The organism is Flavobacterium sp. Sd200, from assembly GCF_009826935.1.
Classification (GTDB): Bacteria; Bacteroidota; Bacteroidia; order Flavobacteriales; family Flavobacteriaceae; genus Flavobacterium.
This window is the reverse complement of the sequence record NZ_WUMN01000001.1, coordinates 444,927-464,698: the sequence shown is the minus strand read 5'-3', so window position 1 is coordinate 464,698 and position 19,772 is coordinate 444,927. Positions and strand designations below refer to the sequence as shown.

The window sequence follows — 19,772 nt, the reverse complement described above, 5'->3', positions numbered from 1 at the left end:
ATTAACTAAGATATAATGTTTGTATATTTTTTTCTGTATGCTCTATTGTACCCTCTTCAGATACCAAATACATAAACGCTTTATAATCGTCTTTAAAAAACTCTACCCAACCGCACAGCACTTTATCTGCCTTTTGGGTTTCGAGCAATGCAGTTGCATAATTAACAAAAAAATCAGGATTAAACTCCTCAAATATAAAAAAACTATTTTCGGTAAACAGTTTATGCCTTATGCTTATCTCGCCCAAGCAAATATTAGGCAGTGTATAAACAAACACCGCCGGGCTCGGAAAATAATTCTCATCATCTGCAATCGACTCGTTGTACTTTACATCGGTATCAAGGCTGGACGATGCATTGGCAAACAACAGTGCCGTATTGCTGTTATTGGCCTCAGTGTTAAGTAACAAATCGGCAGCAAGAAAAGACAGTTTGCTAAGGTTGTCCATTTTAAAGAACTTAGCATAATCGGTCTCAGCATGCTTGTAGGCCTGCTTTGCAAAATCAGTAAATGCTGCCCCGGGCGCAGAAAAATATTCCTGCCCGTTAAGGTCTATACGGTTATCTTGTATGCTGCAATATCCTGATATGTAATACCTGCCTGCCATTAATTTATTTTTTTAAACACTACTGCCGTATTGCAGCCCCCAAAGCCGGAAGCTGTTTTTAGCCAATAATTTACCTCTTTATCCTGATTATTAGCAATTACATTTATGGGTTGCGATACTCCCGGTTCATCATAACCCAACGATTTAAACAGCCTGTTTTGAGCCATTGTTTCCAAACCTATAACTGTTTCCAACAACCCCGATGCTCCAAGCGTATGTCCGTAATATCCCTTAAGGCTATTAACCGGAACTTCGTTAAGCCCAAGCCTGTTAAAAGCTATGGCCTCCATTTCATCATTAAAAGGGGTTGCCGTTCCGTGTGCCGAAATATAATCGATAGCATCGCTCTCTATCCCGGCCTCTTTAAAGGCGCTTTCGATACTCTTTACAAGGCCTTCGCCTGTGCGCGACGGACCCGATATATGGTTGGCATCGTTAATAGAGCCATCCCCGGCTACAACTGCCTTGGTATATTCGCTGTTTTTTGTGACCAATGCCGCTGCGGCTGCCTCGCCTAACGACACACCATCACGGTTTGCCGAATAAGGCCTGCACGGCTGCGGACTCATAGCTTTAAACGAGTTGAAACCCGAAAGCACAAATTTAGAAACCTCGTCTCCGCTTACTACAAACACATTGTTGTATAGGCCAGACTGTATAAGCCGTTTAGCTACCGATACCGCCATAATGCCCGAAACACAGGCATTAGACACCACTATGGGCTGTGTTGTAAACCCAAAGAAATTAGCTATGTTTTTAGCCAACCCCTGCAAATAAGCACCTTTAGGAACTTCATCCCCGTCATTAAGCAATGTAATATTACCTTTTGTAGTAGAGAGTATCAATGCTGTTTTAGCATCTAATACCACCCCCGATGCTTTTATTACAGGCTCTAAAGCCAGCAGCATCATTTTTTCAAGCCTTGTGTATGTTGTATTACTGCTTATTTGCGTAAATGCATTATCAAGGCTTTCATTGTTTATTCTGGCGGCAAAAAAAGGCTCAGGTAAAAGCCCGGTATCATCCCAATGGGTAATACCGGTTGTACCGCTTTCTATTGCCTGCACATTACTTTCTACAGTAAACCCTAACGGGGTTATGCAGTTGGTTTGTGCTATATATACATTTTGCCTGTTCATTATTTAAGGCCTACTTTGGTTCGCCATTCATCAAAAAACTCAGGATAGTTCAATACCATTACCCCATCCTGATTAACAAAAACCTGTACTGTTTCGCCTGTGCAGGCAAGGTTATTATCGGCATCAAATATTTTGTACCTGAATATTATTTTAGCAGCAGGCGTGTCTACAATAGTTGTTTCTATAGTAGCCACATCGCCATAGCGCAACGGCAGCTTGTGCTCACAACTCGATTTTACAATAGGCGTAGTATAATTGTGTCTGTGCACATCAAGGTAGCTAATGCCATGCTCGCGCCCAAAGGCTTCGCGGCCATCTTCAAAATAAGTAATATAGTAGCCGTGCCAAACAATGCCTAACGGGTCGGTCTCGTTAAAACGTACCCTTATTTTTTGGGTAACTGTAAGCTGTGCTGCCTCTTTATACTGCTCTTTTCTTCTCATCATATACTATTGATATAGCTACCATTGCCACAAAAAACAGGAACAACAGTGCTATGTGCGGCAGTATGCCTGCCAGTGTACTATTTCTTAAAAGTACGTCGTAAAATGCTTCCAAACCCCAGTTCATGGGCGATGCCTTTGCCACATACTGCATTATTTTAGGCATGGCAAAAACAGGCACCCACACGCCACCCACCGCAGCCAGTATTACTACCGATGTTGCTCCAAAAGGTGCCGATTGCTCCTGTGTTTTTGCAAATGTGCCCAGCAATATACCAAAGCCTACGGCCGCAAAACCGCTAAATAACGCCACCACGCTCATTAAAAAGAATGCTCCGTTAAGTACTAAAGGCGGCAGCCCTATGTGCGGAAACAGATAAATGCCCACCGCCAGCATTAGGAAAAACTGCAGCATGCATATAATAAGGTACGTAACTGTTTTACCTGCAATTACGGTTAAATACGATACCGGGTTTGTGCGAAGTCGTACCTGTGTGCCTTGATTTTTTTCTTTTACTATATTGATAGATAACGGCACCACAATAAAGAACATGGCAAACAACGTCCATGCCGGCACATTGTGCTGGGTAGAATTTGGCACCATCTCTTTATCTTTAAACATGGGCACTATTTCTTTAAAGCTTATGTAGCTTTCCTGATTAAAGGCCGCAGTGCTCTCCTCGCCCATTTGCTCTTTAAAAGCATTGTAAATAGATTTTGTTTCTATTTGAGAGATCATTTTATCTATAGTGCTCTTAACCGCATTTTTAAATGCCGACTGCGAAGCCGGGTCAAAATACAACCTCACTTCCTTTGGGGCTGTATTTTTAGTTACAACCTGTTTTGCTATAATACTGTCGGTAGCGGTAAAACCTTCAAGAATGCTGTTTACGTTCTCCTCTACTTTGGCTTTAAGTCCTGCACTCAAATTGGCAGGGATGATTATTGCCATCTGATATTTACCATCAAATACCTTTTCTTTAGCGGTTGTTTCATCTAAAGGTTTTCCGTCCAGCTGACTAACAATACTAAACGAACCGCTTTCGCCAAGGTTCTCCGAAACAGTTTTACTAATTTCACCCTTATCGTTATCAACCACAAGTACCGGGATTTTAGTTTCGGTAGCGGTTTTAAAAGTGCTGTCCTGTATTAGTGTAATTGTAATTACCAGAATTAAGGGCATTACAAATAATATAATAAGACCGCCAAGATCGCGCTTAAGCAACAAAATCTCTTTATTTACAGACATCAATAGTTTATACATCGCGCAGCTCTTTACCGGTTAATGATAAAAACACATCTTCTAAAGAATGGGCATTGTGGGTAACCGTAATGATCTCCTCCGGAGTGCCCTGTATTAGGATCGTTCCACTGTCTATAATGGCTATATGACTGCACAGATCCTGTGCCTCTGCCAAATGGTGTGAAGTATATATAATGGTAGTGCCTTTGGCATTTACCTGCTTAAGATATTCTATAATTACGTTTTTAGAATGCACATCCACGCCCACAGTAGGCTCATCCAAAAACAGTACAGAGGGTTCATGCAGCAAACCTGCAATAAGATTTACCCTTCGCTTCATCCCTCCGGAAAAAGTTTCGATAGACTTATCGGCAAACTTTGTCAGACCAAGATATTCGAGCGAGTCGTTTATTTTTTGTTTCAGGTCTTTACCCTTAAGTCCATACATACTGCCAAAATACATAAGGTTTTCGCGTGCAGTAAGCGTAGGGTACAAAGCATATTCCTGCGGAACCACCCCTATGGTTTTCTTTATGGCAAAGCTATTGTCTTTGTATGTATGCCCTTCTATAGTAAAACTGCCCGATGATGGCTTTATCAATCCGCACAGCATAGAAATAAGTGTGGTCTTACCTGCACCGTTAGGCCCCAGCAAACCAAATATTTCCCCTTTATTTACAGCCAAAGACAAATTATTAACCGAAAAAAAGTCGGCTTCTTTGTACTTCTTCGAAAGGGATTTTATTTCTATAACAGGATTGCTCATTAATTAAATCGCTTTTTTTAATTTCTTAAAAAACGCCTCTTCTTTATCGGCAATTTCAATTAGCATATCGGCCAACATGTTATATACATCGGGCTTATTGCTTCGCTTTTTATAAACACGGGCGGCCTCTACGGCAAAATCGCGCCACAGGTCGCCAATACCCGTCATTTCAAACGACAGCTCTTTTAACTGCGGATTCTCAAGTATAACCGATGCTTCCTGTAAAAAAGCGGCATATATAAACCTGAAGCCTCCGCCTCCGGTGCCTATCTCTTCCTGCATGCGCACAATTTGTGCCAAATAGTGGTTGGCTTTTCTTACGCCGTGCTTTAATGGCCATTTGCGGATGTGGCGTGCCACAAAGCGCATACCCCTTACACCAACAATAGGCACAGGAGCAAGCATGTCTCGGCAGGTAGCCTTAATGGCAGTAGTAATGGCCTTTTTGAAATCCAGTTCTTTAGGAATGTGTATAGGATAATACATTTGCCCTTTGGGTGCAAAAGCCCCTTTGGCAAAACGCACTCTGTCCAATTCTTGTGTAGTAAGGGTGGTAACGGTTTCCATCACCGGGTCGCTAACCAAATAATTATCACCCTCTTTGCCATATACAACAAGGTTATGGGCGTTAAAGTGAAAGCGGTAATCGTCAGGAAAATAAGTAAGATTATACACTCCTACCTGCAACCCTGATGGTATATTATTATTAAGGTTGTCCTGCAATGCCTTTTCGGCTGCAGCCGAACCCGAAAACTTTTGTCTCTTTATTTTAATGCCAAGCCTTTTGGCCACTTTGCCAAAAATAGAGCCCGGCAACGGGCGATAGCTAATAGCCGGCGCATGGTTTACTTTTAAAAAAGGCAGGTACACAAAAAACAGCCCTGACCCTATGCCAAAAACCATAGGCTCGCTAATATTGAGCCCGTTGTGTTTTAATAAATTAGATGCTACACCATTTTCGCAGTGTGCGGCCTGGTGATGCTTAAAATCAGTCGTCATTATATCAGCCCTTAAATTTTTTAAGTTGTTCTGTGGTTATCAAAAAAGCATCGGCATATTTTTTAAGCACTTTATCGCTAAGCCCGGCAAATACCGATGGCTTAAAATGCCTTTTTATGCGCCATTGCCACATACCCACATATCCTGCAAGTATGCCCACATCCATCTTATTAAGCTCCATAAAATATACAATGGGGCTTGCTTCATTATTTATTACCTGTTGCCTTGCAGCTTCGGTACGTTCTTTTATCTCTTCAATAGAGTTACTAAGTGCTATGGTTTTAGGTTCCCACCCACTGCTAAGCGCGGTGGTGTAGTTGCCTTTATCATCAGTGGCGTAGCATAGCTCGCGCATGTTTGTGCTCTCTATGTTACTACTGTCCTGTGGTACTTCGCTCTTTTTCATCGTTCCTGAATAAATAAATTTATCTCTCCTTCTAAAAGCAGTTCTCCGTTGCAATAGCTGCTGCAACTCATCATGCAGGTAATATAAGTCCCTGTATCAAATCTTGATACCAGCTTTGCCTTTGTAACAACATCGCAGCCTGTTTTAGGCATTGCATGTATCTTTACCGTTTTTATAGAACTTATAAAACCAATCACGTTTGCATTTGGTTTATGATTTTCCTCATCATCAACAAAATAAGACCTCGCTACTATCGAAGAGCAGGTTTGCGCTGCATTCTCTATAAGCCCCGCCTCGCATAGCTTGCCATTATCTATAAAAATGTTATCTTCTTTTACAGTAAAAATAGTTTCTACACTTTCAGCGTCCATAACCACTATACGGTCTACCATTAGCATGGGCTCGTGGTGTGGCAGGTAAAGGTGTATATCTATATCTTCTATCATAAGCATTATTTTGCCAAAACAGTTTTCATCTGGCTTTTAGCTATCTCTGTATCATTAAGTTTAGTAACAATATTTACCAGCGTAATGCCCATAAATTCCTGCAAAACGCTCACTTCGGTCACCAGTTCATTACCCACAACAGGCAATTTTTCTACCGTGACCTCTTTTATAGAACCTATATATCCCGTAGGTGCAGGTTCTTTTTTTAAGTAAAACTGATAGCCTGTGTATAAAGCCACCGTTTGTGCCATGTGCTCTATTATGCCGGGTTCTGTAAACCTGCCATTTTGCACAAAAATATTGTCTTCATGAATGGTAAACCCTGCAACAACATTGTTTTCTGCAAAGTGCAACAGCTTGTCTACCATTACAAAAGGAGCTTTTTGCGGTATAAGACTTTCTACAAAATTTTTATCGGTAACGGCTTCCATTAGCAAACAGTTAAATACGCAACCGAATAGGTAAATCTGCCGCTCTCTGGTACTACAAGCAATAGCTTTTCACCTTTTTTAAGCCTGCCCGAATACAACAACTCTTCTACCATAAGGTAAATAGAGGCACTGCCCACATTGCCAACACGGCTAAGGTTTATAAACCATTTTTCTTCGGCTATTGCAATACCACGGCCTTCTAATTCGTCTTTAAGCTTCTTAGCAAAAAAGTTAGACGACACGTGTGGTAATAAATAATCTATATCATTAGGCGTAATGCCATGTTTATCAAGCGCCAGTTTAACACTTAACGAACCTTTTTCCATTACAAATTCATCCAACAGCTTTACATCCTGCTTTACAGAGAAAACCGATTGTTTAAGCCATTCTTCTGTAGGATAATCCTGCCATGGCCTGATGCTGCCGTCTTCAAGTTTATCACCACCGGCATACATGCAGGCTTCCAATTCGTGAGCATAGGAATACGATTCCATCCACTCAATTTTAAGAGACACTTCGCCCCTTGGCTTGTTCTCTAACAAAAATGCTCCTGCCCCATCTGAAAGCATCCATCGCAAAAAATCTTTTTTAAAAGCTATGATAGGCTGCTCTTCCAAATTTTTAAGGTTAATCACCTCATTATTAAACTTATCGGCTATCATCCATGTAGAAGAACGTTCGGAACCTGTACATATGGCATTGTTGGAATTACCCGACTTAATACTCATAAAGCCATACTTTAAAGCATTCATACCAGCACAACACACTCCCGACGATGAATTCAATTCTACCGACTGATTGTCCATAAGTCCATGAACCATAGATGCATGCGAAGGAAAGAGATTGTCTGGAGAAGATGTTCCGCATGAAAGCAACTCTACATCTTTTTTTGTAAAATCACCGTCATACAGTTGCTCTATAGCAAGATGGGTAAGCTGGGCATTGTTATGCGTAATATTGCCTTTTTTATCTATAGCATAATACCTTGAGGTAATACCATTATTTCTAAGTACTATCCTGCGGGCTTTAGAGGCAGTGTCATTAATCAGGCCAAGAATTCCTTCCATTTCATCATTAGTTACCACTTCATTTGGCAAAAATTTCCCGGCTCTTGTTATGTAAACATCAAACATAATTGTTTCAGTCCTTTTTTATGCGCTTTCTACGCCTTTATAATATTTTATAATCCTTTTATTCTTATTAAAGTTAAAAGGATACATAATGAGGTGCAATATATATACAATTGGCGAAATAACCCAAATTGCAAGTACCAAATAAACAACAAAAATTTTTAGTAATTTCTTACGTTTTTCGGGATTTTTTGAAATAAATGCAGACCATTTGCTAAATATATAGTTACCTTTTGTATCTACACCCACAAGGTACGTATTTACACGTACAGCACCCTGTACCAACAATTTATCCTGCAAGTTACTAAAATCATCCTGTAAAAGCGCATGGTGAATGGTTAGCCCAAATTTTTCAGACTCAGTTATATCTTTATCGGATACACCTGGCAAAGGAAAAATCCCTAAATGCCTTGTTTTTTTCCCGCTAAACATCCATTCGACAATGGTTATAACGCTTATTAAGTTACCTGCCCTGTCTGTCAGGGCAATATTTCCTTTTAGTAAAGCTCCGTTTTGTTTGAGTAATACTTTTATTTTTTCCTGAGCTAAAAACCACATATTCCTGCTTCCGCTTATGGTTACAACAGGCGTATTGTTTAGCAGCAGTTTTGCTTCGGGGCTTTTAAGGAATGAATTTATTGGGATCGATGGCGATAAGAACCAAACCTGATAATGAAACAACACAAGGTCATACTTTACGTCTAATACATGCTGTGGCACAGGTTTTAGTTTCGCCGGAATTTGTAAAAAAGATTCAGGAAAAGCATCAAAAAACTGTTCTTTATTCCATGGGAAAGGAAACGGCTGCTCCATTTCTATTCTATGAAACACCACATTTACCCCCGGATCTGCAATAAATGGAGCAGCTATATTCTGCGCTATATCATGCAATTGTCCCGATTGTGTAAAATAGATTACAAGAACGTTCTTCATACTATACTTCTCCCCTATTGCTGTTATGCTGTTATTTCTTTAAAATTCCTTACTTTATCTTCTCTCTTTTTATGTACCCAATCAGGCCACGTAGAGGCATCATCGGCATCAAATATCCTTATATTTTGATTATCGTCGGTTATTAAAAGGTCATCTCTTTTGCATTGCAAAATTTTTGCCGCAGTCTCTACCCCCGAATATGTTGCACCAGCCACACCGTGAGATAAAGTACTGGCTCCCGTTAAGTAAAGATTATTTATTTCGGCTTTGTTTTTATAAGCAAACGGGCCTACATATTTTAAAGTTTTCTCTGTTCCATAAACATTACCGTTAGTACTGTTTATATAAAACTGGTTGGTTTTTGGCGTGCCCAGTTCTGCCTGTACAATATGCTGCTTAGCCCCTGGTATTAAACGCTCAACAGTATTTAAAAACTTGGCTATGATTTTTTCTTTAAAGATTGCATATTCAGGGCTACGCTCATCTCCTTCTCCCATAAACTGTTTAAGGCAATCATATTCTATATAGGTAACTATTTCAAAACTATGATATCTGCCGTTAAAGCTCACCGGGTCTTTTAATGTAGTACAGCTCATAAACAACGCAGGAAACTCGTCACCTTCCGTGAGTTCTTGCGTAATCAGGTCGGCAAATTGGGCATCAACATCAGCATCTCTAAAAACCCAATTATTGCCGCTGTCTATGCCTGCTGCGGTTACATCCATATCCAAAGTCAGGAAAAGTATAAGCGATGTTACCGAATATTTAGTGCTGTCCAATCTTTTAAGCAACTTTTTGCTCAAATGTTCCCTGCCAATAAGATCAAGATATGTAATACCCGGATCGGCATTAGATATTATGTTTTTGGCAAATATCTTTTGGCCTCCTTCTATTTCTACACCTATAGCAGTGTTGTTTTCGATCAATATCTTATTAACTCCCGAGCTTACTTTTATTGTACCTCCATGGCGTTTTAAACAGTTGGTCATGGCTTTTACAATGCCACCTCCACCGCCCATTGGGTAAAATCCACCATCGGAATAATGCCCCATTACAGACGAATGTACTATAAAACTTGCCTTTCCCGGCGGCATACCATGGTCTCCGCACTGTACATTAAGTACCGCCTGAACTAGAGGATCTTTTACATGCCTGTTGATTATTTTTTTTAAGCTAAAAAAGGCATTATGCACAAAATCTTTGGTTTTAAACGGTGCCGTGATTATTTGTTTAAAACCCTTTATTTTGGGCATCATTTGCATTTGTGCGTTTACTTTAGCTACAAGTGTAAGGTAATTTGCTATTTGTTTTGCGCTCTCGGGAAAACGTTTGCCAAGGCTAACGGCAAAATTATCGAGTCCGGCAGGAATATCAAATATTTCCGATCCAATATGGCAATGCTCAAAAGCATCAGGATTCATTCTGAAAAAAACAAGATCGTTTGCAATTCCCAGCCCCTTATAAAGGTCGCTTGTGGCCTGTCCTTCGTTAATTAGTCCAATATAATGCACTCCAGGGCTAAACCGCTGCCCGTTTAAAGTAAAGCTATGGCACCAGCCACCAGGCACATAATGCTGTTCCAGCACCAATACCTTTTGCCCGGCACGTGCAAGACAAATTGCAGTTGCCAGCCCTCCCGGCCCTGAACCTATTATAATAGCGTCTAAATCCGGTGGTGCCTGCAGCATACTTTTATGGGTTTATAATACAGGAAAAATTGCCTGTTAAATTTTGTTTATTTTTTAAATGCCTGCCAAAAATCAAAATAGTTAAACCACTGTAGTGGGTATTTTTTCAACATAGATTCCACACTTTCCACATAGGTTTTAAGTAATGCCTTTTCGTCGCGATGTTTAACAACAGCCTCGCGGGCATACAAATGGTAGTGAAGTTTTTTCTCTTTCATTACATAGACAAACGCAACGGGCACCTTTAGCCTTGATGCAATAAGAAAAGGGCCGGCCGGAAAATTTGCCTCTTTACCTAAAAAAGGTTCTGCAAGACATTTTACCCCTTCAAAATAGCGGTCTCCGGTTAGGCATATAAGCTCGTTATTAGCCAGTGCCTCATTGATCTCATAAATATGAGAAAGGTCTTCCTTGATAATTATGAATTTAATAGCCGATTTAGATGAGATACTCTCCAGATATTCCTTAATTGCCCTATGCTCCATATCGGAAGTTAAAAGGTTGATCTGGAACTTACCTTCAAGTTCTCCTAAAAAAAACTCAGCAATTTCAAAGTTTCCAATATGGGCACTTATCAAAACACCACCTTTTTTGTTGGCAAGCATTTCGTTAAGCTTTTCTATACCGTCAAACTCGTAAGTAAAACGATCTCTCATTCCGGCAGATATTGCCGTTTTATCTATAAGCGTTTGCCCAAAGGTATAATAGCTCATAAAAACCATTCTTCTGGCTTTAGAGCGCGAATAGCCCATGCGGTTATGCAAATAATAGAAAGTAACCCTGTTGGTTTTCCTTAAAAACAAAAAGTAATAAGAAGCTACAAAGTATAAAACAAAATAAGACGCCCTAACCCCAAGGTATTTTATACAAAATACAAATATCTTGTATCCTAAAAGCCCTCCTTTGGATTTACCATCCCATTCGCTCATTACAATGCGGCATTTACCTTATTGTCTATAAGGTTATAAAAATCATTAAATGTGGCAATACCTACAAAATCAGCCTCGCCAAGTTTCACTTTAAAGTTAGATTCTACACTAACCACAAGGTCTACATAATCAAGACTATCTAATCCAAGCGTATCTTTTAAATTGGCATCCGGTTCTATCGCATCGGCATCTACCTCAAATTCATCAATTAAAAAATGGTTTATTTTTTCAATAATTTCTGCTTTGTCCATGTGTCAATTTTAAACTTTTTTTATTACTAAGGCAGAGTTTGTTCCTCCAAACCCGAAAGAATTCGACAAAAATATGTTAATTTCTTTATCAATCGTATTTCCTGCCAAATTTAATTTAGCCGAGTCTTCATCAGGTTCATCAAAGTTAATGTTGGGAGCTACAAACGAATTTTGCATCATCAATACAGAATATATAACCTCGCTCGCTCCGGCCATCCAGCACTCATGCCCTGTCATCGATTTGGTAGAACTCACCAAAGGTTTATCTCCAAATATTTGGTAAATAGCCTTCGCTTCGTTAGCATCGCCTACTGGAGTGGAAGTAGCATGAGCGTTAATATAATCAACCTCAGAAGGTTTAATACCTGCCTGATCTAATGCTTTTTGCATGGCGCTTGCGGGTCCCTCTACGTTTGGAGTAGAGATATGCCCACCATTGGAAGAAAAACCATAACCAATTATTTCGGCTAAAATGGGTGCGCCACGTTTTACCGCCGATTCATAACTTTCTAAAATAAGGGTCGCCCCGCCACCACTTGGCACAAGTCCGTTTCTTGAAGAATCAAAAGGTCGCGAAGCTTTTGCAGGGTCGCCATTATCGGGAGAAAATACTCCAAGGCCGTCGAAACTGCCCATAGCATATTTATTAATTTCCTGCGCTCCGCCACACACGATGGTTTCCTGAAGGCCGCTTTTAATTAAATAATATCCCATACCCAATGAATGCGATCCGCTTGCACAGGCCGCGCTAACCGTAAGGTTAATTCCCCTAAGCCTGAAAATGGTGCTAAGGTTCATGGTAACGGTAGAGTTCATAGACTTAAAAATAGCCCCCGAACCTATAAGTGCAGTATCTTTTTTCTCGCGAATAATATCGGTAGCATCTATAATGGCTTTGCTCACACTGTCATTGCCATACATAATACCTACCTCATTATTATCAAGAAAATCGTCGTCTATACCTGCCTGTTTTAAAGCCTGTATAGTGGCCATGTAGGCATACTCAGTTTCTTCGCCAATGCTAATGCGCTGTCTCCTGCTAAGCAGGTCTTTGAGTTCCGGTTTTGGCACCATCCCTGTTAAACATGACCTAAAACCAAACTCCCTCCTGTCTTCGTCAAACTTTATACCTGACACTCCGTTGTATAAAGACTCCTTAACCTCATCAAGCGATGTTCCTATACAGGAATAAATTCCCATACCGGTAATAACCACCCTTCTTTCCATTGTAAATATTTTGGTATTTGTATATTTTTTTTAGGAGTAAATACCCCCATTGATATTTATTACTTCTCCGGTAATGTATCCTGCTTTTTTAGAAGCAAGAAAACCTACCAGTTCTGCCACCTCTTCGGCCTCGCCAAAACGGTTTGCAGGCACAAGCTTTATAAGCTCTTTTTCATCTAACGCTCCGGTCATATCGGTCCTGATAAAGCCCGGTGCAACAGCATTAACAGTAATGTTGCGTTTAGCAACCTCTTGGGCCAATGCTTTAGTAGCAGCAACAACCGCGCCTTTTGCCGCACTGTAGTTTACCTGTCCAGCAGTACCTTTTACACCCGACACCGAAACCATGTTAATGATCCTGCCGTATTTGTTGCGCAACAACTTTTGTATAAAGAAATTTGTTACGTTATAAAATCCGTTAAGACTCGTGTTTATTACCTGAGACCAATCGTCCTGGCTCATCCACATAAAAAGTCCGTCGCGGGTAATACCGGCATTGTTAACAATAACCTCTACTACAGCATCAGGATTATTATCCTGCCATTGGCTCAACACGCTCTTTACCTCATCGGCAATAGCAACGTCAAACTTTAATATTTCTCCGGTCGCTCCGCTTTCCTTCACTTTTTGAAGGGTTTGCTGCGCTGCCTCTTCGTTATTTTGGTAGTTAATTAATATATGATAATTACCCTCGGCTGCCAGTTTTTGACAAATAGCACTGCCAATGCCCCTGGAGCCTCCTGTTACTAATGCACACTTCATGTAAAATAGATTGTCTTAATTAAATAGTTCGGCATTTTCATACCATTGGTCGCCAAGTACTTTTCCGGTTGCATCAAGAAATCCCCATTTCTTTTCAAACTTCACTCTTGCAACGCCACCAATAAATCCTTTAGGCTCGCTTGTAAAAAGAGAAAGGCCTCCGGCAGTAATACCATATTTAGCAGGAATTACAAGTGTTCCTTTTGCATCTATAAAACCCCAGCTGTCGCCCACCTTTACAGGAGCAAGGCCAGCTTCGCTAAATACTTCAGCATCATTAAACGTCGGTTCTATAGCAAAAGCACCTGTAGTATTTATATAACCCCATTTTTTGTTTTCATAAACAGGCGCAAGGTTTTTAGCAAACTCGCGCACTTTGTCAAATTTAGGCTCTATAACCCAATTGCCTTTAAGGTCTATAAAACCAATCTTTTTGGCTTTGCGGGCATACGTTATATCCTGAGTAGCAAAATCCCATATTTTATCGGCACCGTCTACCACTTTAAATTTTCCTGCAATTACAAGCCCAAAAGACTCTCCGCTTCTTGCCCATGCAACTCCTTTAAAATAATTACCTATTTCCTGGTATTCAGGCTCAATTATTATTTTTCCGGATTTATCTATAATACCCCACTTATCGGCATTTTTTACACGGGCATAGTTCCCTTCAAACGATTTTATAACATCAAATTTTGGTTCGGTAACAACTTCACCCTTAGCGTTTATAAGCCCAACTTTATTGCCGCGCTTTATAAAAGCCACACCGTTTTCAAAAGTATAAAGCTTATCAGACTGCGGCATTTTTACCGTTTCGCCTTTTTTATTGATGTAAAACTGTTCTTTATCTTTTTCAACAACGCAAAGTCCACTGTTAAATTCGTTTATACCATCAAACTGGGGTTTAACAGCCCACTCGCCTTTTGTGTTTATAAACCCCCATTTGCCATTTTCGTTTACGGCAGCGAGGCCATCGCTAAAACTTTTAGCCTTATCATATTGAGGTTTTACTGCAAAATCGCCTTTTTTGGTTATATAGCCAAACTTTCCGTTTTGCCTTACAAGAGCCAGCTCCTGCGCAAAACAAATGTTTACGCACAGCAATAAAAACAAAGTAATTTTTTTCATGACTGTATAATTTTAAATGTTGGTTACTTCATAAGATATTCCTTAATAGCCTGAACATACGGATACATTGCCTGGTCTTTTTCAAAAACAGGCAGTATCGCCCTTATATCATCATATATTTTTCGCGTACCCGAAGATACTTCATTTTTATAACTTAATGCATCTATTGCCTGAACAATTGCCATTGCCTGTATGGCAAGTACCTCAAAGGCATTCTCTATTACTTTGGCTGTAATAACTGCAGCGTTTGTTCCCATACTCACAATATCCTGATTATCATTATTATTAGGAATACTATGCACATACATAGAGTTGGAAAGCATTTGGTTTTCGGCAGTTGTAGAAACTGCTGTAAACTGTACACCCTGAAGCCCAAAATTAAAGCCTAACGTGCCTAAATTAGTAAACGGAGGCAGTATTTCGTTAATTTTAGCATTCATTAAATAGTTAAGCTGGCGCTCTGCAAGCATAGAAAGCTTGGTAACCCCCAGCTTTAGTTTATCCATTTCAAGCGAAATATAATCGCCATGAAAATTGCCGCCATGATACACATGCTGGTTCTTAACATCTACAATTGGGTTGTCGTTTGCCGAGTTAATTTCATTTTCAAGCACCAATGCTGCTGAATTAATGGTGTCCAACACCGGACCCAATATTTGCGGCACGCAACGCAATGAATAATATTCCTGCACCTTTTCTTTAAATACGGTCTCAGTATTATCTCCCGTATAAAGGTGGTCTTCTCTTTTGCGCACCAGTTTACTGTCGGCAAGATGCTCCCTCATTCGGGCTGCAACCTCCTGCTGGCCTTTGTGCAGTTTTGTATTATTAAGTTCAGGAGAGAAAGAATCGTCATAAGCTTTAACGATCTCATTTAACGCTGAAGAAAAACGGAGCGAAATATCTAAAAGTTTTTTGGCATTAACGGCGTTTACAATACCAATACCGGTCATTACACTGGTACCGTTCATTAACGCAAGCCCTTCCCTAATTTCAACACTTATTGCAGTAAGACCTTCAGCAGCAAAAACCTCCTGAGTAGCTTTTCTTTCTCCTTTATAAAACACTTCGCCTTCGCCTATAAGCACAAGTGCAAGATGGGCTAACTGTACAAGGTCTCCGCTGGCTCCTACCCCACCGTGTTCAAATATAAGTGGGTAAATATCGCGGTTTATAAGTTCCTGCATAAGGTTTATTACCGACGGATGAACGCCCGAATTACCTAACGACAACGTATTTAGCCTCGCCAATATAGCGGCTTTTACCATTTGTGGTGCCAATGGTTTGCCCGTACCCGATGCATGGCTGCGAATGAGGTTATATTGAAGCTGTATCCTGTCTTCATCCTTAATACGGTATTGAGCCATAGGACCAAAACCGGTATTAACACCATAGATAATTTTATTAGCCGAAAACTCTTTTAAAAAGTCAAAACTTTGTGCTACACGTTCTAAAACTTCATCACTAATTTTAACACTACTGTTATCAAAAACTACCGTTTTAAATTGTTCAAGGCTTAAATATTCGTTTATTGTGGTCATTTATATTTAATTGTATTTTTTGTTGGTGCAATAATAATGTTTTTTTTACTGCAATTTGTATAACTTTACCGCCTGCAAATGTAAAATAATTTTAAGATAATTTTAAGAACCTCAAAACTTATAATGTTAAAAGAAAATGTAGACGTCCTGATAATCGGGGCAGGCCCTTCCGGGTGTGTTGCAGCTTCCTATCTTCACAATAACGGGATAAATGTAAAAGTGGTCGAAAGATCTAAATTTCCGCGTTTTGTTATTGGCGAAAGCCTTATACCAAGGGTAATGGATCACTTTGAAGAAGCAGGACTTCTTGATGCCCTTAACGCTATGGATTTCGAAAAGAAATTTGGAGCTCGTTTTTTGAGAGGTAAAGAGCTTTGTCTTTTTGATTTTAGCCAAAAATTTGGCGAAGGATGGGACTGGACATGGCAGGTGCCGCGCGCCGACTTTGATAATACTCTTGCACAGGAAGTTATTAGAAAAGGGATAGACCTTGAATTTGAAACCGAAGTGCTTAATGTTGTTTTTGACGGATCTGACTCTGTTACTACCGTTAGAGGTAAAGATGGGGAGTCTCGCGAAATACATGCAAAATTTATTATAGACAGTAGCGGATACGGCCGTGTATTGCCTCGCATACTTAAGCTGGATGCTCCGTCGTCTATACCCGAAAACTCTTCAATGTTTAGTCATGTAAAAGATATTAAACGACCGGAAGGTGTAGAGGGCACACAAATTACATTTGATATTTTAGAAACTAAAGTATGGCTTTGGGTAATACCTTTCAGCAACGGAAATACCAGTATTGGAGTTGTAGGACCTACAAGCTACATAAAGTCGTTAGGTGAAAATACTACCGAAGCCCTCAAAGCGGTTATAAAAGAATCTGATTTTTATCGTGATCGCTTTGAAGGTGTAGACTTTTTATTTGAACCGCACAAAATAGAAAACTACTCATGCTCTGTAACCAGGCTGTGCGGACCAGGCTACACCTTAACAGGAAACAGCTCTGAGTTTTTAGACCCGGTATTTTCGTCGGGCGTATGCTTTGCTACAGAGTCGGGCATGCTTTCAGCTAAGTTGTTCCTAAAAGAACTTAAAGGCGAAAAAGTAGACTGGGATACAGAATATACTGCTTACATGAGGCGTGGTGTAGACGTTTTTGCTACTTATGTAAAAGAATGGTACACCGGAAACCTGCAAACCCTGTTTTTCCACAGACCCGAAAACCCGGATGTTAAAGAAAAAATATGCTCTGTACTGGCAGGCTACGTTTGGAATGAGGAAAACCCGTTCGTTAAAAAACACGACCGCGTAATAAAATCTATGGCATACATGCTACAAAACGGTCAAAACGAAGAAAGCGCCCAATAGGGCGCTTTTTGATTTTATGCAGAGAAGTAACTAAACGAAATTATTTAACTTTTTTCTCGATCATTTTAGCAAGAGATTTAGCCGTTTTAGCAAAACCCTCACCTACTCTTGTTTCATTACTAAAGTTGCTACCCCACTGGTCGCCGGGAGCTTCCTTACTATCTATTTCTAAAACTACATTGCTTTTGTTTGCAGTTTCAACAAAACGTAATACAGTACTTACTTTTGCAGGCTGTTTCATTACTGCTGCGTCCCATCCCGGATAGATCCAAACCACATCAACAATTAATGTGTATTTAGCCGAAGTAAGACCTTCTTCTACTGTTACATTTTTTTCGGCACCATAATATTTATTAAGCAGTTCCATAAATTTAGGATTCCATATCCCCTCTTTACTTCCTGCCCATTTTTTTGCCCAGGTTGTACCGGTACCTTTCGTTTTTTTGTTAAGATCTTCGGTTCTTTGGTTAATATATTCCTCTTCTGTAAGATTCTCTTTTAAAAGTTTAAGCTCGCTGTAGTTAAATTCAACGTTAAGCTCTTTTTGTCCGCTTAAAAATTTAAAGTCTCCTTTAGTAACTTTCATCTTTTGCGCAAAACCTACTGTACTAACACATAGGAATGCCAATAATAGAATTTTTTTCATTAATTGATTGGTTAAAGTTTTTTCAAATGTACATTTTTATTTAAAAAACGCAACATGTATTCAACAAAAGAATATTAAGTTTTTGAAAATTTATTTACAATTCTTATAACACATAAAAAACTGTAACTATTTTATTTACATTTTCAAATATACCGATTGGTATATCGGGAAAAACCGATACATTTGCAGTATGGAACAGGTAGAAATATTCAAGGCATTGTCCAACAAGTCACGTTTGCAAATACTGGAGTGGCTAAAAGACCCGGAAAAAAACTTCCCGGATCAAAAACCTTATGGCTATGAACACGGTGTTTGCGTTGGCCAAATACACGGCAAAGCCGGGCTTACCCAAAGCACCGTTTCAGAATATTTATCTACACTGCAACGCGCCGGGTTAATAACCTCTACCCGGGTGGGGCAATGGACCTATTATAAACGTAATGAAGAAGCTTTTAAGCAACTAAGCATATTAATAGAAAAGGCTATATAATTTAAAAACATATATTTATGAGTACAGCAGGTTTGTTTGCACCGTTTACACTAAAATCCCTAAACTTAAAGAACCGTATTGTTATGGCTCCCATGACGCGTTCTTTTTCGCCAAACGGCATACCGGGCAGCAATGTTGCCCAATATTACCAAAAAAGAGCCGAAGGAGAAGTAGGCCTTATACTTTCTGAAGGAACTGTTATCAACCGTCCATCGGCCAGTAACGATGCAAATGTTCCTCATTTTTATGGAGAACAATCCTTAGAAGGCTGGCAGCAGGTAATCAATAACGTTCATGCAGCAGGCGGCAAAATGGCTCCGCAAATATGGCACATGGGCATTATGGACAACCACCATTCAGGCTGGGTGCCACCAGTAGCTTTTGAAGGTCCTTCTGGACTGAACAGGCCCGGCAACACAAACGGCACAGCCATGACTGCTAAAGACATAGAAGACACTATCATTGCATTTGGTCAGGCCGCTGCCGATGCCAAACGTCTTGGTTTTGACACAATAGAACTCCATGGTGCGCACGGCTACCTTATAGATCAGTTTTTTTGGGAAGGCACCAACCAGCGCACCGATGTTTACGGAGGTAAAACCCTTGCCGAACGCACACGCTTTGCAACCGATGTTATAAAAGAAGTACGCAGACAGGTGGGCCACGACTTTGCCATCATCATAAGACTGTCTCAATTCAAACCATCAGCCTATGATTACAAACTGGCTGCCAACCCACAGGAAATGGAAGCATGGCTTACCCCTCTTGTAGAAGCCGGTGCAGATATTTTGCATTGCTCGCAACGCCGTTTTTGGGAACCTGAGTTTGAAGGTTCTGACCTTAATTTTGCAGGATGGGCTAAAAAGATAACTGGAGTTCCTACTATTACCGTAGGTTCAGTTGGCCTGAGTGGCGACTTTTTTGGAGCTTTTGCGGGCGAAAGTTCGCAGCCAAGTTCTTTAGACGAACTTACAAGGCGTTTAGACAGAGGCGATTTTGACCTTGTTGCAGTGGGCAGACCGCTGCTGGCTGACCCAAATTGGGTTAAAAAGATCAAAAACAACCAGACCGATCTTTTGAAAGGTTTTACAAAAGAAGCGTTAGCCGAACTGGTTTTATAATTTAAACATTAAAAATCAACACATTACAATAAACCCTCTTTAACTTTAAAGAGGATTTATTGCTATATTATATTAATC

At 40.1% G+C, this 19,772-nt stretch carries 22 protein-coding genes; 3 read left to right on the top strand and 19 right to left on the bottom strand.

Features of this window, described 5'->3' with window-relative positions:
• Position 1: 1 nt before the first annotated feature.
• The 18 genes from GR160_RS02115 to hutH are packed head-to-tail and all read right to left on the bottom strand — an operon-like array spanning position 2 to position 16,066.
• On the bottom strand, positions 2-607 hold the full coding sequence (locus tag GR160_RS02115; RefSeq protein ID WP_160748178.1) for a 3-oxoacyl-ACP synthase: 606 nt from the start codon (positions 605-607) through the stop codon (positions 2-4).
• Complete coding sequence (locus GR160_RS02110) at positions 607-1,746, bottom strand: beta-ketoacyl synthase (protein WP_160748177.1); 1,140 nt, start codon at positions 1,744-1,746, stop codon at positions 607-609. Before GR160_RS02110 ends, GR160_RS02115 begins: the two co-directional genes overlap by 1 nt.
• A complete protein-coding gene (locus GR160_RS02105) occupies positions 1,746-2,192 on the bottom strand; it encodes a thioesterase family protein (protein WP_160748176.1) in 447 nt (148 codons plus the stop codon). The genes GR160_RS02110 and GR160_RS02105 overlap by 1 nt, the downstream gene beginning before the upstream one ends.
• Positions 2,167-3,453, bottom strand: coding sequence for an ABC transporter permease (locus GR160_RS02100; RefSeq protein WP_202390689.1), 1,287 nt, complete (start codon positions 3,451-3,453; stop codon positions 2,167-2,169). Before GR160_RS02100 ends, GR160_RS02105 begins: the two co-directional genes overlap by 26 nt.
• Positions 3,446-4,198 carry an ABC transporter ATP-binding protein gene (locus GR160_RS02095; RefSeq protein ID WP_160748175.1) on the bottom strand — a complete coding sequence of 251 codons (753 nt, stop codon included), beginning with the start codon at positions 4,196-4,198 and terminating at the stop codon, positions 3,446-3,448. Before GR160_RS02095 ends, GR160_RS02100 begins: the two co-directional genes overlap by 8 nt.
• 3 nt (positions 4,199-4,201) lie before the next feature.
• Positions 4,202-5,197, bottom strand: a complete 996-nt coding sequence (locus GR160_RS02090) for a BtrH N-terminal domain-containing protein (RefSeq protein ID WP_160748174.1) — start codon at positions 5,195-5,197, stop codon at positions 4,202-4,204.
• Positions 5,198-5,201: 4 nt separating this feature from the next.
• Complete coding sequence (locus tag GR160_RS02085) at positions 5,202-5,603, bottom strand: hypothetical protein (RefSeq protein WP_160748173.1); 402 nt, start codon at positions 5,601-5,603, stop codon at positions 5,202-5,204.
• Entirely contained in the window at positions 5,600-6,049 is a 450-nt protein-coding gene (locus GR160_RS02080; protein ID WP_160748172.1) for an ABC transporter permease, read from the bottom strand. Before GR160_RS02080 ends, GR160_RS02085 begins: the two co-directional genes overlap by 4 nt.
• A gap of 5 nt (positions 6,050-6,054) precedes the next feature.
• Positions 6,055-6,480 (bottom strand): hypothetical protein, encoded by a 426-nt coding sequence (locus GR160_RS02075; RefSeq protein ID WP_160748171.1) that lies wholly within the window; start codon positions 6,478-6,480, stop codon positions 6,055-6,057.
• Positions 6,480-7,613, bottom strand: coding sequence for a beta-ketoacyl-ACP synthase III (locus tag GR160_RS02070; RefSeq protein WP_160748170.1), 1,134 nt, complete (start codon positions 7,611-7,613; stop codon positions 6,480-6,482). Before GR160_RS02070 ends, GR160_RS02075 begins: the two co-directional genes overlap by 1 nt.
• A gap of 18 nt (positions 7,614-7,631) precedes the next feature.
• Positions 7,632-8,543, bottom strand: coding sequence for a dialkylrecorsinol condensing enzyme DarA (locus GR160_RS02065; protein ID WP_160748169.1), 912 nt, complete (start codon positions 8,541-8,543; stop codon positions 7,632-7,634).
• Between the two features lie 23 nt (positions 8,544-8,566).
• The gene (locus GR160_RS02060; protein ID WP_160748168.1) at positions 8,567-10,231 is read right to left on the bottom strand and encodes an NAD(P)/FAD-dependent oxidoreductase; all 1,665 of its coding nucleotides are present in this window, start codon (positions 10,229-10,231) and stop codon (positions 8,567-8,569) included.
• Between the two features lie 47 nt (positions 10,232-10,278).
• Positions 10,279-11,160 carry a lipid A biosynthesis acyltransferase gene (locus GR160_RS02055; protein ID WP_160748167.1) on the bottom strand — a complete coding sequence of 294 codons (882 nt, stop codon included), beginning with the start codon at positions 11,158-11,160 and terminating at the stop codon, positions 10,279-10,281.
• Positions 11,160-11,411, bottom strand: a complete 252-nt coding sequence (locus GR160_RS02050) for an acyl carrier protein (protein WP_160748166.1) — start codon at positions 11,409-11,411, stop codon at positions 11,160-11,162. The genes GR160_RS02055 and GR160_RS02050 overlap by 1 nt, the downstream gene beginning before the upstream one ends.
• Positions 11,412-11,420: 9 nt before the next feature.
• Positions 11,421-12,638, bottom strand: coding sequence for a beta-ketoacyl synthase (locus GR160_RS02045; RefSeq protein ID WP_160748165.1), 1,218 nt, complete (start codon positions 12,636-12,638; stop codon positions 11,421-11,423).
• Between the two features lie 30 nt (positions 12,639-12,668).
• A complete protein-coding gene (gene fabG, locus GR160_RS02040) occupies positions 12,669-13,400 on the bottom strand; it encodes a 3-oxoacyl-ACP reductase FabG (RefSeq protein WP_160748164.1) in 732 nt (243 codons plus the stop codon).
• A gap of 15 nt (positions 13,401-13,415) precedes the next feature.
• Complete coding sequence (locus GR160_RS02035; protein WP_160748163.1) at positions 13,416-14,525, bottom strand: WG repeat-containing protein; 1,110 nt, start codon at positions 14,523-14,525, stop codon at positions 13,416-13,418.
• A gap of 23 nt (positions 14,526-14,548) precedes the next feature.
• On the bottom strand, positions 14,549-16,066 hold the full coding sequence (hutH, locus tag GR160_RS02030) for a histidine ammonia-lyase (RefSeq protein ID WP_160748162.1): 1,518 nt from the start codon (positions 16,064-16,066) through the stop codon (positions 14,549-14,551).
• Between the two features lie 123 nt (positions 16,067-16,189).
• Here hutH and GR160_RS02025 point away from each other — a divergent pair, with 123 nt between their 5' ends.
• Entirely contained in the window at positions 16,190-17,437 is a 1,248-nt protein-coding gene (locus GR160_RS02025; protein ID WP_160748161.1) for an NAD(P)/FAD-dependent oxidoreductase, read from the top strand.
• Positions 17,438-17,477: 40 nt separating this feature from the next.
• Here the strand turns inward: GR160_RS02025 and GR160_RS02020 are convergent, their stop codons facing one another.
• Entirely contained in the window at positions 17,478-18,083 is a 606-nt protein-coding gene (locus tag GR160_RS02020) for a hypothetical protein (RefSeq protein WP_160748160.1), read from the bottom strand.
• A 190-nt stretch (positions 18,084-18,273) separates the two neighbouring features.
• Between GR160_RS02020 and GR160_RS02015 the strand changes: the two genes are divergently transcribed.
• Together GR160_RS02015 and GR160_RS02010 are read left to right on the top strand one after the other, a co-directional pair.
• Entirely contained in the window at positions 18,274-18,573 is a 300-nt protein-coding gene (locus tag GR160_RS02015) for a helix-turn-helix transcriptional regulator (RefSeq protein WP_160748159.1), read from the top strand.
• Positions 18,574-18,590: 17 nt separating this feature from the next.
• Positions 18,591-19,694, top strand: a complete 1,104-nt coding sequence (locus GR160_RS02010) for an NADH:flavin oxidoreductase (RefSeq protein ID WP_160748158.1) — start codon at positions 18,591-18,593, stop codon at positions 19,692-19,694.
• Positions 19,695-19,772: the final 78 nt, after the last annotated feature.